General features: G+C 71.0%; 18 protein-coding genes. 8 read left to right on the top strand and 10 right to left on the bottom strand.

The annotated features are described in order from the left end of the window. From E1294_RS55635 to E1294_RS10715, 3 genes are all read left to right on the top strand, one after another. The coding region (locus tag E1294_RS55635; RefSeq protein ID WP_281284407.1) for an SDR family oxidoreductase at positions 1–873 on the top strand (873 nt) is incomplete at its 5' end. Between the two features lie 393 nt (positions 874–1,266). Then, positions 1,267–1,548, top strand: a complete 282-nt coding sequence (locus E1294_RS10720; RefSeq protein ID WP_132507353.1) for a hypothetical protein — start codon at positions 1,267–1,269, stop codon at positions 1,546–1,548. Between the two features lie 66 nt (positions 1,549–1,614). Then, the gene (locus E1294_RS10715) at positions 1,615–1,872 is read left to right on the top strand and encodes a hypothetical protein (RefSeq protein WP_132507351.1); all 258 of its coding nucleotides are present in this window, start codon (positions 1,615–1,617) and stop codon (positions 1,870–1,872) included. A gap of 133 nt (positions 1,873–2,005) precedes the next feature. On the opposite strand, the gene E1294_RS10710 is transcribed toward E1294_RS10715, so the two are convergent. The 5 genes from E1294_RS10710 to E1294_RS10690 form a co-directional block, all read right to left on the bottom strand. Then, on the bottom strand, positions 2,006–2,752 hold the full coding sequence (locus tag E1294_RS10710) for an SDR family oxidoreductase (RefSeq protein WP_246082932.1): 747 nt from the start codon (positions 2,750–2,752) through the stop codon (positions 2,006–2,008). A gap of 130 nt (positions 2,753–2,882) precedes the next feature. Continuing rightward, positions 2,883–4,178, bottom strand: coding sequence for a DUF2252 domain-containing protein (locus E1294_RS10705; RefSeq protein WP_132507347.1), 1,296 nt, complete (start codon positions 4,176–4,178; stop codon positions 2,883–2,885). An 82-nt stretch (positions 4,179–4,260) separates the two neighbouring features. Further along, a complete protein-coding gene (locus E1294_RS10700; protein WP_220447655.1) occupies positions 4,261–5,034 on the bottom strand; it encodes an SDR family oxidoreductase in 774 nt (257 codons plus the stop codon). A 10-nt stretch (positions 5,035–5,044) separates the two neighbouring features. Continuing rightward, positions 5,045–6,193 (bottom strand): acyl-CoA dehydrogenase family protein, encoded by a 1,149-nt coding sequence (locus E1294_RS10695; RefSeq protein ID WP_425465200.1) that lies wholly within the window; start codon positions 6,191–6,193, stop codon positions 5,045–5,047. Next, positions 6,180–6,779 (bottom strand): flavin reductase family protein, encoded by a 600-nt coding sequence (locus E1294_RS10690; RefSeq protein WP_220447654.1) that lies wholly within the window; start codon positions 6,777–6,779, stop codon positions 6,180–6,182. The genes E1294_RS10695 and E1294_RS10690 overlap by 14 nt, the downstream gene beginning before the upstream one ends. Positions 6,780–6,931: 152 nt before the next feature. On the opposite strand from E1294_RS10690, the gene E1294_RS10685 reads away from it, so the two are divergent. The 5 genes from E1294_RS10685 (at position 6,932) to E1294_RS10665 (ending at position 11,866) form a co-directional block, all read left to right on the top strand. Continuing rightward, positions 6,932–8,089 (top strand): thiolase C-terminal domain-containing protein, encoded by a 1,158-nt coding sequence (locus tag E1294_RS10685; protein WP_132507343.1) that lies wholly within the window; start codon positions 6,932–6,934, stop codon positions 8,087–8,089. Further along, complete coding sequence (locus E1294_RS10680) at positions 8,089–8,484, top strand: Zn-ribbon domain-containing OB-fold protein (protein WP_132507341.1); 396 nt, start codon at positions 8,089–8,091, stop codon at positions 8,482–8,484. The genes E1294_RS10685 and E1294_RS10680 overlap by 1 nt, the downstream gene beginning before the upstream one ends. A gap of 928 nt (positions 8,485–9,412) precedes the next feature. Then, positions 9,413–10,168, top strand: a complete 756-nt coding sequence (locus E1294_RS10675; protein ID WP_342775043.1) for a GntR family transcriptional regulator — start codon at positions 9,413–9,415, stop codon at positions 10,166–10,168. A gap of 200 nt (positions 10,169–10,368) precedes the next feature. Then, positions 10,369–10,971 carry a GNAT family N-acetyltransferase gene (locus tag E1294_RS10670; protein WP_132507339.1) on the top strand — a complete coding sequence of 201 codons (603 nt, stop codon included), beginning with the start codon at positions 10,369–10,371 and terminating at the stop codon, positions 10,969–10,971. 214 nt (positions 10,972–11,185) lie between these two features. Beyond that, positions 11,186–11,866 carry a copper homeostasis protein CutC gene (locus tag E1294_RS10665; RefSeq protein ID WP_132507337.1) on the top strand — a complete coding sequence of 227 codons (681 nt, stop codon included), beginning with the start codon at positions 11,186–11,188 and terminating at the stop codon, positions 11,864–11,866. 33 nt (positions 11,867–11,899) lie between these two features. On the opposite strand, the gene E1294_RS10660 is transcribed toward E1294_RS10665, so the two are convergent. The 5 genes from E1294_RS10660 to E1294_RS10640 all read right to left on the bottom strand — a co-directional run bounded on the left by E1294_RS10660 (position 11,900) and on the right by E1294_RS10640 (position 18,348). Next, entirely contained in the window at positions 11,900–13,042 is a 1,143-nt protein-coding gene (locus E1294_RS10660; RefSeq protein ID WP_246082930.1) for a DUF6986 family protein, read from the bottom strand. Continuing rightward, on the bottom strand, positions 13,026–14,339 hold the full coding sequence (locus E1294_RS10655) for an FAD-dependent oxidoreductase (protein ID WP_246082929.1): 1,314 nt from the start codon (positions 14,337–14,339) through the stop codon (positions 13,026–13,028). The genes E1294_RS10660 and E1294_RS10655 overlap by 17 nt, the downstream gene beginning before the upstream one ends. Positions 14,340–14,588: 249 nt before the next feature. Next, positions 14,589–16,181 carry an AMP-binding protein gene (locus tag E1294_RS10650; protein ID WP_165977214.1) on the bottom strand — a complete coding sequence of 531 codons (1,593 nt, stop codon included), beginning with the start codon at positions 16,179–16,181 and terminating at the stop codon, positions 14,589–14,591. 23 nt (positions 16,182–16,204) lie between these two features. After that, positions 16,205–17,284 (bottom strand): phenylacetate--CoA ligase family protein, encoded by a 1,080-nt coding sequence (locus tag E1294_RS10645; RefSeq protein WP_132507331.1) that lies wholly within the window; start codon positions 17,282–17,284, stop codon positions 16,205–16,207. After that, the gene (locus E1294_RS10640) at positions 17,281–18,348 is read right to left on the bottom strand and encodes an LLM class flavin-dependent oxidoreductase (RefSeq protein WP_132507329.1); all 1,068 of its coding nucleotides are present in this window, start codon (positions 18,346–18,348) and stop codon (positions 17,281–17,283) included. Before E1294_RS10640 ends, E1294_RS10645 begins: the two co-directional genes overlap by 4 nt. Positions 18,349–18,372 lie beyond the last annotated feature (24 nt).

Genomic DNA, 18,372 nt, shown 5'->3' with positions numbered 1-18,372 from the left:
GCGTCCACCCGCACCCCACCCGGGCCCGTGGCGGCCGGTGAGATCCGGTTCGTCCAGGCCGACGTGCGCGTCCCCGAGGACGTCGACCGGCTCGTCTCCGGCTTCGCCCGGCTCGACGTGGTGGTCAACAACGCGGGCGGGTCACCGTACGCGCCGCTGGACGGCACCTCGCCGCGCCTGCACGCCCGCGTCATCGACCTCAACCTGACGGCCCCGCTGCTCGTGGCGCAGCGCGCGTACCCGCTGCTCGCCGCCTCCTGCGGTGCGATCGTGATGATCGGCAGCGTCAGCGGCAGCCGCCCCTCGCCCGGCACCGCCGCGTACGGCGCCGCCAAGGCGGGCCTGCACCATCTGGCCCGCTGCCTGGCCGCCGAGTGGGCACCCCGCGTACGGGTCAACACGATCGTCGTCGGCCTGGCCGCCACAACTGGCGCCACCCCTCACTACGAGCCCCACCAGGGCGGCACCGGTTCGACGGCCGGTGGCCATGTTCTGGTGCGGGGCGCTGGGCCGACGGGCACCGCTCCGGCGGTCGGCGGCGACCAGGAGGTCGGTGAGACGGGGGCCGGTGAGTTGGAGACCGGCGAGACGGGGGCCGGTGGGATGGAGGTCGGTGGGATGGAGACCGGCGACCCGGAGGCCGGTGAGATGGGCACCGGCCGGATCGGGGCGACCATCCCCGCGGGCCGGATGGCGACACCCGGCGACGTGGCCCAGGTGTGCCTGTGGCTGGCGGCGCCTGGCTACGTCACCGGTGCCGAGGTGCGGGTGGACGGTGGCGGCGAGACCCCGGCCTGGCGCCACCTGGCCGAAGGGAGCACGTCGCCGAACCCCGTCGAGCCCGCCGCTGAGGCGCGGCCCGCGCCCCGCTGAGTCCCACCTCGGTGGCGTTGAGCCATCCGCCCAGCCCGTCCCTGCGTCAGGCCCTCGGAAGTTCCGGAATCGACGACCGGCCTTCCGCCTGGCCGAGCGTGCGCCCATCGTGTGCGAGGGCGTAGCTGAACCACCGTAGTGACGCACGGTCCGTGGGGCGTCTACGGGCATCCCCAGGAGGGCCGGACCTCGCGGGTCACCGGCGCCCTGGGGCCGCGTCATGGCCGAACAAAGTTCTGATCACTCAGAGCTACTCATCGGCAACGTACGGTTATATGCTCGCACTGGCCTTGATCCGCTGAGGTCAACAAAGGTCAATGGGGCTGGTGGTGCGCCTTCGGGCCCACGGCGTCCGCTGCCCCCGGCGACTTCCATACCGGTGAAGGAGCAGAAGTGATCAAAAGGGTGTGCGCCGCGGCCGCGGTGTCGGCGGTCGCCGGCGGGCTGCTGTTCGCCGTCCCCGCTCACGCCGATGACGTGGCCGGCCCCTGGGATGGGCGCTCCTGGGCGACCAACTGGAGCCGTAACAGCGACTCCACCCAGTCCGGCAACAACTTCGCCGACGTCTTCGCCGCCAACCGCGGCCAGGACGACTCGACGAACGTCAACAACGTCAACGGCATAGCCCCGACCGCCACCAACGGCGGCATCACGGTGATCTACATCTTCGACTGACCGGCTGACGTCCGACCAACCCGAACAGTGACCCGAACAGTGACCCGAACAGTGAAAGGACCTCACATGAAGAAGCTCTGCGTGTCCGGCATCGTCGTCGCCGCCGCGACCGGGATGGCTCTCATGTCGGCCCCCGCGTTCGCCGACACCAACGCCGGCAACGCAAGCCGCAACCGCAACGCCATCCAGTCGGGCAACAACTTCGGCAACGTCGTCAACAGCAACGTGAGCGGTCGCGGCGCGACCGGGGTCAACAACGTCAACGGCGTCGCCGTGACCGCGACCCACGGTGGCGACGTGGCCATCGACGACGTGCTCGACTAGTCCCGCGCCACGGCGCCGCGGTCCGCCAGAACGCGCGCGCCACGAGCCCCGGGCCAGGCCGGACCCGCCGGGAAGGTGCTCGCCGCCGTCCCCGCACCCTTCCCAGTGACGGGTCCGGCCTGGCCCGGCTCATTCAGCAGGAGATCCCGCCGTCCACCGGGATGACCGTTCCTGTCAGGTACGCGCCCGCCCGCGACGACAGATAGATGGCCGCGCCCGCCATGTCGTCGGGGCGCCCGATGCGGCCCATGGGCACGCTGGAGGCGATGCTCTCGCGGGTCTCGGGGTCGTCCAGGGCGAAGGCCATCATCTTGGAGTCGAAGGGCCCGGGTGCGATGGCGTTGACCGTGATGTGCTCCTTGGCCAGGTGTCTGGCCAGGTGCCGGGTGAGCATGTGCACGGCCGACTTCGTCGAGGAATAGGCATAGCTCGGCAGCGCCGGCACCTTGATCCCGTCGATCGAGCCCACGTTGATCACGCGCGCCGGGTCGTCCGCGCTCGCCGCCTCCCTGAGCCTCGGCAGGAATTGCTGGGTCAGGTAGAAGACCCCTTTGACGTTGATGTTCCAGAGCTTGTCGAAGGCGTGCTCCGGATATTCCTCCAGCGGAGCCCCCCAGGTGGCGCCCGCGTTGTTGACCAGCACGTGCAGTGGCCCGTCCACCGCCGACACCAGTGACTCCAGCCCCTCGGGCGTGGACAGGTCGGCCGGCACCGCGACGCAGCCCAGCTCGGCCGCCGTCTTCTCGACCTCGGCCGTCTTGCGGGCGGATATGTAAACGGACGCCCCCGCCTCCACGAACCCGGCGGCGATCATGCGTCCGATGCCGCGCGATCCGCCCGTGACGACGACTGTCTTGCCTTCCACCGAGAACAGGGTCATGTTCCGGAAGCATGCCATACCGAACGGTCGGTTGCTAGCCGCCGACGGCTCCGAGCAGCCGCCGTGCGAGGCCCGTCCACATGGGCCCGTCCACATGGGCCCGTCCCGTGCGCCCGTCCCGTGCGCCGGTTCAGACGCCAGGGAGCCGGCCGTTGCGGAACAGGTCGACGAACTTCTGGTGGTCTTCGCGGGCCTGTGCCCCGTACCGATGGGCGAAATCCACCAGCATGCCGATAAATCCGGACCTGTCGCTGCCGATCACGCCCACGATCGCCTCCTCCGTCGAGAAGTCGACGAGGTCGTGACTGGATTCGTCATCGGCCACCGAGTGCATCCGCGCCACCGCCCGCCCCAGGTCCTGGACGATCGAGCGCAGCTCGGCCGGTTCGTTCACGTCGTCCCAGTCCAGGTCCGCCGAGTACGGGGACACCTCCGCCACGAGCTGCCCCACACCGTTGAGCGTGGTGTACCCGAGCCAGGGATCGGCGTAGTCCTGCAACGCCCGCTGGGACTCGGCCGTACGGTGCCCCTGGTGCTTGAAGTACGCGGACACCTTCTCATCGGTGACGTGCCGCGCCACGGCGGGCGCCGCCGCCTGCTTCATGTAGAGGATCACGTCGTTCTCCAGCGCCTGCGAGTGTCCTTCCAGCAGCAGGTTGTACGACGGCAGCCCCGCCGACCCGATGCCCACGCCCTTGCGCAGCGCCACGTCCTTGATCACCTGCTCCACCGGGTCCACCCGCACCGGCAGCGTGGTCAGGTAGTCCACGAACGCGCCGAGCACGGCCTGCCGTGTCGCCGCGTCCACCGGCTCCCGTCCCGCCATGAGCGCGAAGCGCCGGTCGTAGCCGTCGATCACGGTCTCGACGTCCAGCAGCGCCACCCGCGTGCGCAGCCGGGCCGTCTGCAGCACGCGGTGCAACACGCCGGTGGTGGTGTCCAGCGTGAGCGAGCCGATCGCGTCGTCACCGCCCGCCGCGATGGCGGTCAGCTCGACCAGGTACGCCCCGGCGAAGTCGGTCACGAGCACGCTGATCGAGTCGTCGGACAGCGCCTTGGCGTACCCGAGCAGGGCCACGCTGGCGGCGAACCGCTTGAGGTCCCAGACGTACGGGCCGACGTACGCCTCGTCGAAGTCGTTGACGTTGAAGACGAGGACGCCGGAGGCGTTCATGTACGTGCCGAAGTTCTCCGCGTGCAGGTCGCCGTGGATCCACACCCTGTTGGTCGGCCCGTCGAGGAAGGAGTCGTCCGCGTACTGGCCGGTCATGTCGGCGTAGAACAGGCAGGCGCTGCCCCGGTAGAAGGCGAAGGGCGAAGCCGCCATTTTCCGAAATTTCCGCCTGAACGCCGCAGGATCTTTCTTGATCGACTCGCCGAACTCCGTCATGAGGACATCGAGCAGGAACGAAGAGCGTGTGCCCATACTCCGGACAGTAAATCTCGACGCCCCTCCCGCCTACCCTGATCTTTCCCTGACCTCCCGGGTCGCGTCCCTCGCGCGAGAGTCACGGGTGCTGGCAGGAGACCGAGATCACCTCGCCCGTCATGTACGAGGAGTAGCCGCTGGCCAGGAAGACGATCACGTTGGCCACCTCCCACGGCTCCGCCGACCGGCCGAACGCCTCCTTGGCCGCCAGTTCCGCCAGCAACTCCTCCCCGCTCACCTTCGCCAAATGCGGGTGCACCGCCAGCGACGGCGCCACGGCGTTCACCCGCACACCGTGCTCGGCCGCCTCCAATGCGACGCACCGGGTCAGAGCCATCACGCCGGCCTTGGCCGCCGCGTAGTGCGCCTGGCCCGGCTGGGCTCGCCAGCCGAGCACCGAGGCGTTGTTGACGATGACGCCCGAGCCCTGCGTGATCATCTGCCTGAGCGCGGCCCTCGTGCAGCGCATGGTGCCGGTCAGGGTGACGTCGACGACCGTGTGCCACTGCTCGTCGGTCATCTCCGCGAGCGGGGCCGTGCCGCCGAGCCCGGCGTTGTTCACCACCACGTCCAGCCTGCCGTGCGCCTCGACCGCCGCGTCGAACAGCGCCAGCACCTGCGCCTCGGAGGTCACGTCGCACGGAACCGCCAGCGGCTTGACGCCGATGAGCTCGGTCAGGGCCTCGGCGGCGGCGGCCAGGCGGCGCTCGTGCCGGTCGGAGACGACGACCGTCGCGCCCTCCTCGGCGCAGCGCCTGGCCGTCGCGTATCCGATGCCGGCTCCCGCGGCCGCCGTGACCAGCGTCACCTTGCCGTCGAGCAGGCCGTGCGCCTTGGGGTAGGTCTGGGGCATGAGGCTCCAATCAGCGGGGGAGTCCCAGGGTGCGCTCGGCGATGATGTTCCGCTGGATCTCGCTGGATCCGGCATAGATCGTGTCCGCGCGGCTGAACAGGTAGAGGCGCTGCAGCTCGTTGAGCCCGCCGTCGGCCACCAGCCCGGCCTTGCCCTGTACGGCCTGCGCCAGCTCGCCCAGCCTGCGGTGCCACTCCGACCAGTAGAGCTTGGCGATCGACACCTCGGGGCCGGGGCCGGGGCGCAGCATGCTGAGCGCGTTGAGGCGCATGATCTCCAGCTCCAGCCACGATCTGACGATCCGGTCGCGCAGCACGGGATCGTCCGCCGCGCCCGTCCGCTCGGCCGTCGCGATCACCTCGGCCAGCTCGCGCCGGAAGCCGATCTGCTGCCCCAGCGTGGACGCGCCGCGCTCGTAGCCGAGCGTGGCCATCGCCACCCGCCAGCCGTCGCCGGGCGCGCCGAGGACGTTGCCCGCCGCCGTGCGCGCGCCGTCGAAGAACACCTCGTTGAACTCGGACGTCCCGGTCAGCTGGACGATCGGCCGGACGACGACTCCGGGCTGGTCCATCGGGAGGAGCAGGTAGGACAGTCCGCGGTGGCGCTGCGAGCCCTCCTCCGTACGGCACAGGACGAAGCACCAGTGGGCCACGTGGGCCAGCGAGGTCCACACCTTCTGGCCGGTGACCACCCACGTGCCGCCCTCCAGGCGGGCCCTGGTCTGGACGTTCGCCAGGTCGGATCCGGCCTCGGGCTCGGAGTAGCCCTGGCACCACAGCTCCTCGCCGCGCTGGATCGGTGGGAGGAACCGCTCCTTCTGCTCGTCGGTGCCGAACTCGAGAAGGGTCGGGCCGATCAGCCCTTCGCCGATGTGGCCGACCCTGGCGGGGGCCCGCGCCCTGGCGTACTCCTCGTGGAAGGCCACCTGGTCCTCCAGGGAGGCGGCGCGGCCGCCGTACCGGCGGGGCCAGCCCAGGCAGGTCCAGCCGGCCCTGCCGAGGTGGCGCTCCCACGCCAGCCGCTCCTCGTGTCCCTCGTGCTCGCGTCCGGGGCCGCCCAGCCCGCGCACATGGGCGAACTCGCCGCTCAGCGCCTCCTCCAGCCAGGTCCGCGCCTGCTCGCGAAGGCCGCCTGGCGTCTCCGGGTCAGGCAGGCGCAACGAAGCCGCCGTAGTCGCCGCGGAAGAACACCAGCGGGCCGCCGTCCGCGTGGGTGTCGAGCTGGAGCACCCGAGCCACCACGATCATGTGGTCGCCCGCCAGGTGCTCGGCCTCGACGGCGCAGTCGATCCAGGCCAGCGCGCCGTCGAGAACGGGGTTGCCGCCGGGGGAGCCGGTCCACGTCAGGCCGGCGAACTTGTCGCCGCCCTTGGCCGCCAGCTGGGCGCACACGGACTGCTGGTGCTCGGCCAGCACGTTCACCGTGACGACCTTGGCGCCGCGTACCTTGGGCCAGCTCGTGCTGGTGTGCGCGACGCAGAACGCCACGAGGGGCGGATCGAGTGAGACCGAGGTGAAGGAGTTGGCCGCCAGGCCGCAGGGCTCCTCGCTGATCGGCTCGACCGCCGTGATGGCCACCACGCCGGTCGCGAACCTGCCGAGCACCTGGCGGAAGCGGAGGGTGTCGAGGTGGCCTGGTGAGGGGCCTGGCGGCATGGCGGCTCCGTTGCGGACTCTGCGCTGATGGGGCGTCGGAAGGCCGCGACAGCCGTCCGGCGCGATGAGCCGGGCAGCGTGTGTGCTCATGGTCCGCCTCCTCGTCCACCGGGTGCGCCTAATATTACCAAGCGCTTGCTTGGACGGTAGGGTGAACCCGGGAACAGTGTCAAGCCGGGCCGCGAGAGGTGCGTTGACATGGGTGAAATGTCCTGTCTAACGTGACGGTTGTGCCCAAGCGCTTGCTTGCTTTCTCTGACCTGACCGCGATAGCCGGGGTCGGTTACACCCCCTTCACCAAGAACTCGGGCGTCAGCACCCTGACGCTGGCCTGCCGTGCCGTGCTGGCCGCCCTTGAGGACGCAGGGCTGCCCGTGGACCAGGTGGACGGCCTGGCCACGCACCGCGTGGGCGACTCGGCCCCGCCGACCCTGGTCGGCCCCGCCCTCGGGCTGACGGATCTGGCCTGGCACCTGGACCAGTTCGGCGGCGGCAGCGTCTCGCACGCGGTCGTCGGCCAGGCCGCGCTGGCGGTCGCGACGGGCATGGCCGAGACGGTCGTCTGCTACCGGGCCATCAACGCCCGCTCGGAGTTCCGTATGGGCGGCACCGGCCGGGGCGTGCCGGTGAGCCCGGAGGTGCAGTACCAGGCTCCGTACGGCTATGTCGCGCCACCGCAGCAGTACGCCATGTACGCCCGCGCCCACATGTTGAAATATGGGACAAAAGCCGAGCACTTCGGGCACCTGGCCGTCACCCAGCGCGCGAACGCCGCCAAGAACCCCCGCGCCCTGATGCGCACCCCCATCACCCTGGACGACTACCTGGCGAGCAGGTGGATCGCCGAGCCGTTCCGCCTCATGGACTGCTGCCTGGAAACGGACGGCGCCTGCGCCGTCGTCGTCACCACCGCCGAACGCGCCCGCGCCCTGCGCCGCCCTCCCGTGCTGATCTCGGCCGCGGCCTGGGGCGGCGGCACCACCCACCTGTCGGGCCCCGGCGCCGACCCCACGGTGACCGCGGCCGCCGCGCTCGCCCCGCGCCTGTACGCGCAGGCCGGTCTCGGGCCGGACGACATCGACGTGGCCGAGGTGTACGACTGCTTCACGTACTCGGTGATCGTCCAGTTGGAGGACTACGGCTTCTGCGGCAAGGGTGAGGGCGGACCGTACGTGGCCTCGGGCGCCACCGCGACGGGCGGCCGGCTTCCGGTCAACACACACGGCGGATTCCTGTCCGAGGGCTACGTGCACGGGATGAACCACATCGCCGAGGCGGTCTCCCAGCTGAGGGGCGACGCCGGCGAGCGCCAGGTGCCGGGCGCGGAGGTGGCACTGTCCACGGCCCAGCCCGGCTACATCCTCCCGGCCACCTCGGCCCTGATCCTGCGGAGGCCGTGATGGCGGGATACCGTCCGGAGCCCGACCGCGATTCCCGGGAGTGGTGGGAGCGGGTCGGCAGGCGGGAGTTCGCGGTGCAGGTGTGCGACGCCTGCGGCACGGCCCGCTTCCCGGCGAGGGCGTTCTGCGCGCGGTGCCGTACGGAGGGCGCGCACTGGCGGGCGGTGGCGCCCGAGGGAACGGTGGAGAGCTGGATCGTCAACCACCAGCCCTTCGTGCCCGGCCTGCGGGAGCCGTATGTGGTGGTGATGGTCAGGCTGGCGGCGGTCCCCGGCTGCTTCGTGTGCGGGAACTGGCGCGGCCGGCGACCGCCGGAGCATGGCGAGCGGGTCACGGCCTCCTACACCCGGGTCGACGCGGACCTGACGCTGGTCGACTGGCGGCCAGGGCCCTAGACGATCGTCGGTCGCGGCGCAAGGTCTCGCGCTGGTTGATCTTGCGCCGCAAATTCGATTGGTACCGGAAAACCCCACCAGCCCCGCCTTTCCCAAGCGGCTCACAGGTCGGGCCCCGAGGGTTGATGATGATGCGGTAGGCGTCAACGCGGACGGCTCGGTGGTGGCTGACGTGAGAGGTTCTGGCGTGGTGACGGGCGCGACCGTGAGGTCGTGGGTTGCGACCCTGCCTGCTCGCGGGCCTGCTTACGAGCCTGCCTGCCGGTCTGTCCGGCCCCGGCTGTGTCGGCCCGGCCTGGCCCGGGCGCCGCCTGACCGGAGTGAGCCTCGCAACGGGAGAAGAGGCTGTAGCCGGTCGAATTCCCGGGCAACTGGTCGGTCCTCGGAGGAAAACGCGTCCTGGCGGGCGTGGGGGACCCGCCAGGACGCGCTTCCTGCCCCGTGTGCGACGGCGCCAGGACTCCGGCGAGGGATGGAGTCCTAGACCGTTAGCTCACACACGGAGTCGATGGGGAGTGCGAAGGCTCGCGCTGCCGGCAGCGTACGGCGATGCGTTGAGCTGTACCAACCGGGTCATCGTTGGGGTGCGTGACGGGGGCGCCACCCTCCTCATTCCAGACAAAGGTTCCGTCTTCGCACCACACGGTCAGCTCAGTCGACACCGATTGCACGGAGGTGCCATTGCTCTGGTAGGTGTGGGTGAACCTCTGGCGACGCAACGCGTAACGCAGTAAACGTGTTGCATCGCGAGAGGCATGCCAGCGCGGGTATGGCATATCCGTGCGGTCCGGCAACACTGGCCTTCACCTCCTCACCGGCCTATAGATGGATTTGTACCAACGAATGGATGATGGGCCGGGCGAGGGGGTTTGGTCAAGGGGTTGTGGCCTGCTAGAACCAGATCGTCTAAATTGTTGGAACAAAAGGGGTGAAAGTGGCAAGGTCGGTGCTGTATCAGCAGGTGGCTTCGGAGTTGAGACGAGCCATCTACTCGGGTGTCCTCGGCCCCGGGGCGCAGCTGCCGACCGAGGCGCAGCTCATGGAAGACCATGGGGTGAGCAGGAACACCGTCAGACTGGCCCTCGGCGAACTCGTCAACGAAGGGCTGGTCACGCGCACGCCGCGGCGCGGGACGGTGGTCCGAGACCGCAGACCGCTGCTGATCTATCCGCAGCGGGAGCTGGAGCCGCAACCCAGTGGGGAACTTCGGGAAGCCTTCGCCTACGCCGTGGCGCAGGAAGGCCGCGCCCCGAGCCAGTACATCGAGGTCCTGACGGTGTCTCCGGTCGAGGAGATCGCCAGCAGGCTGGAGTTGGCCGATGGGGAATTGGCGGTGGTGAGACGTCGTCTGCGGTTCGTGGACGGCCAGCCGTACAACACCAACGATTCCTACTTTCCACGTGATCTCGTCGCCGACTCCGAGATCGCCAGGCCCGGAGACATCGCGCGAGGGGCGAACCGGGTGCTGGAAGAGCTGGGGCATGCTCAGGTCCGCGTCGTCGACGACATCTGGGCCCGCATGCCCAACCAGGAGGAAGCCGAGCGCCTCCAGCTCGAACTCGGCACGCCAGTCATGGTCTATGTCCGTGTTGGTTTCGACGGGGCCGATATGCCCGTGCGTGTCGCGGTGTCGGTGCTGCCCGCCGACAAACATCTGATCAGATACGAGCTCGATCGCCGCTGAAGAGCTCGTTTGAAGGGGTGATCCCGCCGGCCGGGCGCAGCGAGAATTAGCCGCCTCGCTGGCCTGGGGGAGTCGTGCATACTCCCCCAAATCGCCATTTATCCGTATATATCGGGTTACGGCCCATTTCGGCCACCGCGCACCATCGCCTCATCACGCTTTGTGCCAGCGCGGGTACCCAACGCAACGGGAGTTGTATTATGCACACAAACACGCTGCTTCATCCGCTCGCGCTCCGGCGCGCGGAACCCGCGGACCTTCCCGGCGTAATCACTCTCCTGGCGGACACCGCCGAGTGGCTCCATACGCAGGGTCTAAGGCAGTGGCCCCGCGGGGGTTTCGGTCCCGAGCGGATCGAGCCGCTCATCGAGGAGCGGGTGCTCTTCCTGCTCGAAGACGAGCTCAGATATCTCGACCCCGACGAAGCGGCGCCACCGGTTGCCACCATAGCCCTCGACGACCATGCCGACCCGGAATTCTGGAGACCTGCCGACGATCCGGGCGCGGCGCTCTACATCCACAAGCTCGCCGTCGCCCGCCCGTGGTCGGGCAGCGGTCTCGGCGACGCCCTGCTGGACTGGGCCGGAGCCGCAGCCCACTTCGCGGGGCTGCCCTGGTTGCGGCTCGACTGCGCCAAGGGCAATCCGCGGCTGCAGCGCTACTACCGCACCCGGGGCTTCCGGCACGTCCGCACGGTGGACCTGCCGCACCGGTCCTCCGGGGCCCTTTTCCAGCGCCCGTCGCTGGACCTTCCGGCCACGGCCTTCCGTGACCTGACGATGGCGGAGCTGATCAGCGCCTGACGCTCCTGGCCCGGCCCCCCGCGCGGGGGCCGGGCCCGCGTGTGCGTCTCTTGGACGGGTGGACGCCGCCAGCCCGCACATGAGGCGGCCCGCCGGTGCGCGGCCCCGTGCGGGGGCTCTCAGGCGGGCGGAGAGGCGCTGTGGGGGTGTCATCGTGCCGCCCTTTTGGGCTACGGCGGCAGAAGGGTGCAGAGCACCATATAACCTCTCCTGCATGACCGGATCCCTGCTCGAGGTGATCGCGCTCAACGTGCGCGACGCCGTGGCCGCTGAACAGGGCGGAGCCGATCGGCTTGAGGTCGTCGCCGACATGGCGGCCGACGGGCTGACCCCCTCCCCGGAGACCGTGGCCGCGATCGCCGCCGAATGCCCCCTCCCCCAGATGGTGATGCTCCGGCGCGACGCCGGCTTCACCGCCGACGCCGACGCGCTCGACCGGCTGGCGGGCGACGCCAAGGCGCTGGCGCAGGCGGGGGCGGCGGGGTTCGTGTTCGGATTCCTGGACGGGGCCGGCGCGGTCGACCTGGCGGCCACCGAGGCGCTCATCCACGCCGTCTCACCGCTGCCCTGGACGTTCCACCGCGCCGTCGACCACGCCGCCGACGTGCAGGCGTCGTGGCGGGCCGTGCGGTTACTCCCCAACCTGGCCACCGTGCTCACCTCGGGCTCTCCCACGGGCGTGGGGAACGGGCTGCCGGTGCTGAAGGCACGCGCCGAGGCGGGCGACGGCTCGATCATCCTGGCCGGTGGCGGCCTGCGGCCAGCGTACGTGCCCTCCCTGCTGGATTATGGCATCCGCGCCTTCCACGTCGGATCGGCCGTGCGGGCGAGCTGGTCGGACCCGGTCGAGTGGCGCCTGGTACGCCAGTGGCGCGCCCTGGTCGAACGCGACTGAGCCCCCGCACTCACGGGAGGGCCAACGGAGGGCTCACTGAAGGGCCGCGTCGGCGCGACGGAGGGCCGCCGCCAGCGTGCGGATGGTGGCGGGCTCGTCCATGACGCCTCCTCCAGCCTCCCGCTGCTCCTCCCACGCGCTGACCCGCTCCCGGTAGGAGTCGTAGCGGGCCAGGTGGAAGGCGTAGACGGCGGCGAACCTGCTCACCAGGTGTGACGGGTGCATGTCCCAGCCCTGGTAGTAGCCGTGCCGCAGCGAGTGCCTGACGAGCTCGGCGTGCCGGCGCCACAGCGTGTGCACGTCCCCCTTCCGGCCGCAGGCCGGCGATGCGGCCAGCGAGCCGTCGGACAGTTCCACCCCCGTGCCGGCGAACGCGGTCTGCATCACGTGCCTGGCGTGGTCGCAGGCCGGATGGTCGAGCCGCTGCTCGTGCGGCGGCAACCCGATCGCCGCCGTGTAGTCGAAGACCCCGAAATGCGCCGCCGCCAGCCGGCCGTCCAGCGACTCGGGCAGGTCGCCGCGCAGGAAGTGCAGCGTCTGCGGCGCCTCCACCTGCATCTCGAACCGCAGCCGTGTCCCGAGCCCGCTCTCCAGCCGCGCCAGCACCTCGGCGAACTGCCCGAGGTACGCCTCCATCAGCACCTTGGGAAAGGTCACCACGAACCCGCCGGGCAGTTCCCCGGCCCGCGAGACCACCCCCGTGACGAACCCGTCGAGCGTGCGCACCGACCGCTCGGGGTCGCCGTCGGCGAACGACTTCACCCGCAGCCCCCACCGCCGCGGCAACGCCCCGGCGGCGTGCAGCGCGGCCACCGCCTCGGCCGCCTGCTCCACGTGCCCGTCCTCGACCGGGCCCGGCCGCACGCCGTAGCCGTCCTCGAAGTCGACGCGCAGGTCCTCGACGGGCTCGGACGCGAGCTTGCGCACTACCCGCTCGTGCACGGCCGGCGCCAGCCCGCCGGGCACGCCGAACACCTCGGCCAGCTCGCCGGGGCCGGCCAGATGGGCCTTGACCAGGGACGACGCCTGATCGCCCCACGCGGAGACCGTGCCGGCCGTAAACCGGTCGGCGGGGACGTAGACGGTGTGGACCGGCTGCCACTCCGGCTCGCCGGCGGGATAGCGGGCCTGCTGGATCGTGTACGTCTCCGCGAAACCCCTAAGGCCGGCACGCACGGAACATGGCCTCCAAGCCCACAAGCTTGACGCGTTCGCCCCTGCCGAGCGACCTGGCCAGCTCGGTCTCGGCCCTCTCGATGGCCAGCCACTCCTCGTACGTCACCGGTCGTGCCCCGCGCTCGGCCAGCAGCGCGTCGACGGAGCCGCGGTGAGCCCGCTCGCGTCCATCGCCGCCTGCCGCCAGGTCGGCGAGGAGCGTGCGCACGGTCTCCGCCGCGTCGGACTTGTTGGTGCCGATCACCCCGGTGGGCCCGCGTTTGAGCCAGCCCGCCACGTATTCGCGCTCGCGCACCCGGCCGGCCTCGTGCGGCACGGTCATGGTCGCCTCGGAGAACGGCACCCCGGGCAGCGGCACGCTCTGGTAACCCACGGAACGCAGCACCATGCCGACGGGCAGCGTCTCGAACTCGCCCGTGCCGACCACCCGGCCCTCGTCCGACAACCGGGTGCGTTCGAGCGTGATGCCCTCGACCCGCTCCGTGCCGAGGATCTCCACGGGCCGCAGCCAGAAGCGCACGTCGAGGCGGCGCGGCCGGCCCACCGGCTCGCGCTCGGCCCACGACTGCAGGACCTTGATGTTGCCCTGGACCTGGCGCGGGAAGTCGCCGCCCAGCACGACCGCCTCCTCGGGGCGGACGCAGACGTCGGCGTTGGCCAGCTCGCCGAGCTCGCGCAGCTCCTTCAGGGTGAACTTGGCGTGCTCGGGGCCACGGCGGCCGATCATGTGGATGGCCTTGACCTGGCTGTCCTGGAGGCGTTCGAGCACGTCGTGGGGCACGTCGGTCGAGCGCAGCTCGTCGGACGTCTTGGCCAGCACCCTGACGACGTCGACGGCCACGTTGCCGACGCCGATCACCGCGACCTCGGAGGTGTCGAGCGTGAACCTGCCGGGGCCGACGTCGGGATGGCCGCAGTACCAGTTGACGAAGTCGGTCGCCGCCACGCTACCCGGCAGGTCCTCGCCGGGGATGCCGAGCTTCCTGTCGACCATCGCGCCCGTGCAGTAGACCACCGCGTCGTAGACGCCCAGCAGGTCGTCGACGGACAGGTGCTCGCCCAGCGTGACGCCGCCGAGGAAGCGCACCTCGGGCAGCTCCAGCACCCTGCGCAGGTAGTTGGCGATCGACTTGATCGACGTGTGGTCGGGCGCGACGCCGTACCTTACCAGCCCGTACGGGGTCGGCAGGCGTTCGAGCACGTCGACATGGACAGGCTCGGACGACTGCTTGACCAGGGCCTCCGCCGTGTAGATTCCGGCGGGGCCCGACCCGATGACCGCCACGTGCAACGCCACGCTGCCTCCTAACACCCGGTCGCACGAGACATGTGTCCCCTTAGGTACAACCGGCCGGTGTGATCGATGTATCCCCGATCGCCGGCCCGGATGAACGCCGCCGGCGAACAGCGCACAACCGGTCAATGCCGACATGACCGCTCGTCCGGGCCACTCAATCGGGCCGTTCATTCGGGCCGCTTTTCAGGCCGTTTTTCAGGCGCCGAGCCCACCGTAACGCGCCCGTCCCTTCCTTGGGACCCCTGAGGCTCACGGCAGCCGGTCGCGCAGGGCCCGCTTGTCGATCTTGCCGTTGGCGTTGGCGGGCAGGGCGTCGACGACGATGACGCGTTTGGGCACCTTGTGGCCGGACATGCTGGCCCTCGCCCAGGCGAGCAGGGCCTCGGGGTCGGGCGTCACACCCGGCCGCGCGACCACGTACGCCAGGCCCGCCTCGCCCGCCACCGGGTCGGGCACGCCGATGACCGCGGCCTGCGCCAGCGAGCCCTCTCGCAGCAGCAGCGACTCGACCTCGGCGGGGGAGACGTTGAACCCGTTGACGATGTAGAGCTCCTTCTTGCGGTCCACGATGGCCAGGTTGCCGGCCTCGTCGAGCACGCCGATGTCGCCGGTGCGCAGCCAGCCGTCGGCGTCGACGGTCTCGGCCGTCCTCGCGGGCTCGTTCCAGTAGCCGCGCATCACGCCGTAGCCACGCTGCAGGATCTCGCCGCGCTCGCCGGGCGCGACCTCCTTGCCGTCATCGTCGACGATCTTGACCTCGATGCCGGGCACGGGCCTGCCCGTGGTGTTCGCGATCACGTCGATGGGGTCGCCGGCCCTGGTCATGGAGACGACCGTGCCCTCCATCAGCCCGTACGCGTTGATCATCCGCTCCAGCCCGACCCGCTCGGCCAGCCTGGTGATCAGGGCGGACGGCACGGCGGCGGCCCCGCAGATGGCCACCCGCAGCGACGACACGTCCCACGAGCCCCGGTCCAGCTCGTCGAGCAGCCGGTGGAACAGGGTGGGCGGGCCGGCGAGCACGCTCGCCCGCTCGGACGAGATCAGCGACATCAGGGCGTCGGGCGTGAACACCGGGACCGGCACCATCGTGGCCCGGCGCAACACGCACGCGATGAGCCCGGCGTTCAGCCCGAACCCGTGGCTGAACGGGGCGATCACCGGGTAGCGGTCGTGCTCGCCCAGGGTGACGATCTCGGACCAGTCCCAGTAGCCGCGCAGGATCTGGGCGTGGTCGAGCATGACCCCCTTGGGCGCTCCGGTGGTGCCCGACGTCGACATGATCTCGCACAGGTCGTCAGGGCGGACGGCGAGCGCCCGGTCCTCGGCCTCCCTACCGGAGACCTCCGCTCCCAGCGACCGTAAACCGGCCGCCTCAGGGCCCATTTCAGCGCCTATTTCGGGGCCTATTGCGGGGCCTATTGCGGGGCCCATTTCGGGGCCCACGACCCGCAGGCCGGGAAGCGGCGGCAGCAGCCCGGCGAGCGGGGCGTCCGCCGGGCCCGCGCCTGTGATCAGGACCTTCGCGCCCGTCTTCTCGATGAGCTGGGCCGCCTCGATGCCCTTGTAGCGGGACGAGAGGGGCACGATGACCGCGCCCGCGTCCCAGATCCCGAAGGCGTGCGCCACCCAGTACGCCGAGTTTACCCCCCACATCGCCACCCGGTCACCCGGGCCGACGCCCAGGGCGATCAGGCCGCGGGCGATCCCGGACGCCGCGGCCCGCAACCCGGACAACGTCACGCAGGCGCCGCCCTCGGCGACCACGGTGACGCCGGGATGCTGCTCGGCCTGGTCGCGCAGCATGCGGGGGAGCGTCCCCCAGCCCGGCATCGGTTCCATCGGTTCGCGCCTCCCGTCGCCTCTCAGGTGATGAGCGCCCGGTCCCTGCCGAGGTGGTGGCCGCGCAGGTCGGTCACCGTCGCGGGGAAGGGCGCCTCCGAGACGTTCCCGGCGATCTCCACGTCGATCGAGACGGGGGTCAGCGCCCGGAGCGCCTGCTCGATCCGCGAGCGCCACATGGGGTTGGCCACCAGGCTCTCGCGGGTGAACGTCACCGTCAGCGCCGCCGTGTCCAGCGTCCCCGGGCGGCTGATCGCCAGCTCCCAGCCCGCCACGCCGTCGATCTTCGCCAGCGCCTTCTCGACGCGGGGCAGGGCCAGCCACACGCCCCTCACCAGGACGTGCTCGCCGGCCGTATGGGCGGGCGCGGGAACGCCGGGGCCGTGCTCAGGACCGATCCCGGCCACCAGCCCGGTCCTGAGCACGGCGTCGCCGAGCGTCGCGTGGCCTCGCGGGGTGATGACGAGCTCGGCCAGCGGGCCGGTCGGCGCGGACTGGTCGTCCTTGGTCAGGGGAGCCGGGGCGAGCAGGCCGCCGGCGAGCGGCGTGAGCGGGTCGTCCTCGGCCGCGCGCCAGGCCAGGGCCGTGCCGCCGAACGGGCTCGCCAGCACTTCCGTGACGCGTGCCCCGAACTCGCCCGCCAGATGGCCGATCGTGCGCTTCGAGGCGATCTCGCCGGTGAGCACGATGGTCCTGAGGCCCAGATCCAGCGGGTCCAGCAGGAACTCCAGGTGCAGGCGGGCCAGGAAGTCCATCGCCCCCGTCGGGGTGATGACCAGCGTGGTGGCCTTCAACGCGGACAGCGCGTGGTGCAGCCGCATCCGGCCGCGCGGCCCGGCGCAGGCGGCGGCCGCGGCCATCTCGGCCGCCGCGGCCGTCCACAGCGCGCCGGCGGGCTCCGCCAGGGCCACCACGACGCGGTCGCGCTCGCCCACCCCTGCCGCGCGCAGCGCCGCGCCGGTCAGCGCGGACGCCGCCGCGCGGTCGTCCGGCCCCATCGGGAGGACGCTCGACGCGTCGGGGGAGACGAGGAGCAGGCCGGTGGCGGAGTGTCCGGCGGCACCCAGGTCGTCACGGGTCAGCCAGCGGGGCCCCGGGGTCACCGCGCCACCTCGGCCATGAACAGCGTCATCGCGTCGCACACCCGGTCGTGCGCCAGGCCGCCGACCTGCGCCTGGATGATGAGGTCGGTGGCACCCGCCTCGGCGATCCTGGCCAGGGCCTTGCGCGAGCCCGCCACGTCGTCCACGACCACCATCAGGTTCTCGCGCAGGGTGGCCATCGCCTCCTCCGGCGGCAGCCCGGCCGCAAGCTGGCCCAGCACGCGGTGCGTGGCGTGGCGGGCGTCGTAGTAGTCGGGCGGGGTGACGAGGTTGACCTGGCGGCGGATGTACCACAGCACGGCGTCGGCGGCCGTGGCGGTCGCCTCGTCGCGGGTGGGGGCAACGTACCAGGGGATCATCAGGGCGACGCGCCGGCAGGCCGGGTCGAAGCCGTTCTCGGCCAAGCATTCCCGATATCTCGTGATGTCGGCGGCCACGTCGTCGATGCCCTTGAGCATCGTCATGCCGAGCAGGTTGTACCCGTTCCGTGCCGCCGCCAGGTAACCCTCCAGCGACGTGGACGCCACCCACACCGGTGGATGCGGCTCCTGCGCGGGCCGGGGATAGACGGCCACGTCAGGGATCTCGAAGAACGCGTTCGACCGGCTGATCGGCGCGCCGTCGGCCCGCCAGATCGCCAGCGTCGCCTCCAGCGAGTCCTCCCAGATCCGCCGCGACTGTTCGAACGGCCGCTGGAACGCCTGGTACTCCAGGGGCGAGGCACCCCGGCCCGTGCCGAACTCCACCCGCCCCCCGCTGAGCACGTCCAGCGTGGCGACGCGCTCGGCCGTGCGGATCGGGGACTGGAACGGCAGCAGCACCACGCCGAGCCCCAGACGGATGCGCTCGGTGCCCTGGGAGATGGCGGCCAGGACCAGGTCGGGGGCGGAGGAGTGGGAGAAACCCCTGGTGAAGTGGTGCTCCACGAACCACGCGGTGTCGTACCCCAGCCGGTCGCCCAGCACGACCTGCTCGATCACGTTCTGGAACGCCTGTTGTTCGACGTCGCGGGTGCGACCGCGGACCTCCAGTTCGTATCCCAGGCTGATCCGTAGGGACGTCATCGCGCCTCCGGCAAGTTAGTGACC

Source organism: Nonomuraea diastatica, from assembly GCF_004349015.1.
GTDB classification, from domain to species: Bacteria; Actinomycetota; Actinomycetes; order Streptosporangiales; family Streptosporangiaceae; genus Nonomuraea; species Nonomuraea diastatica.
This window is presented reverse-complemented; position numbering and strand designations above follow the sequence as displayed.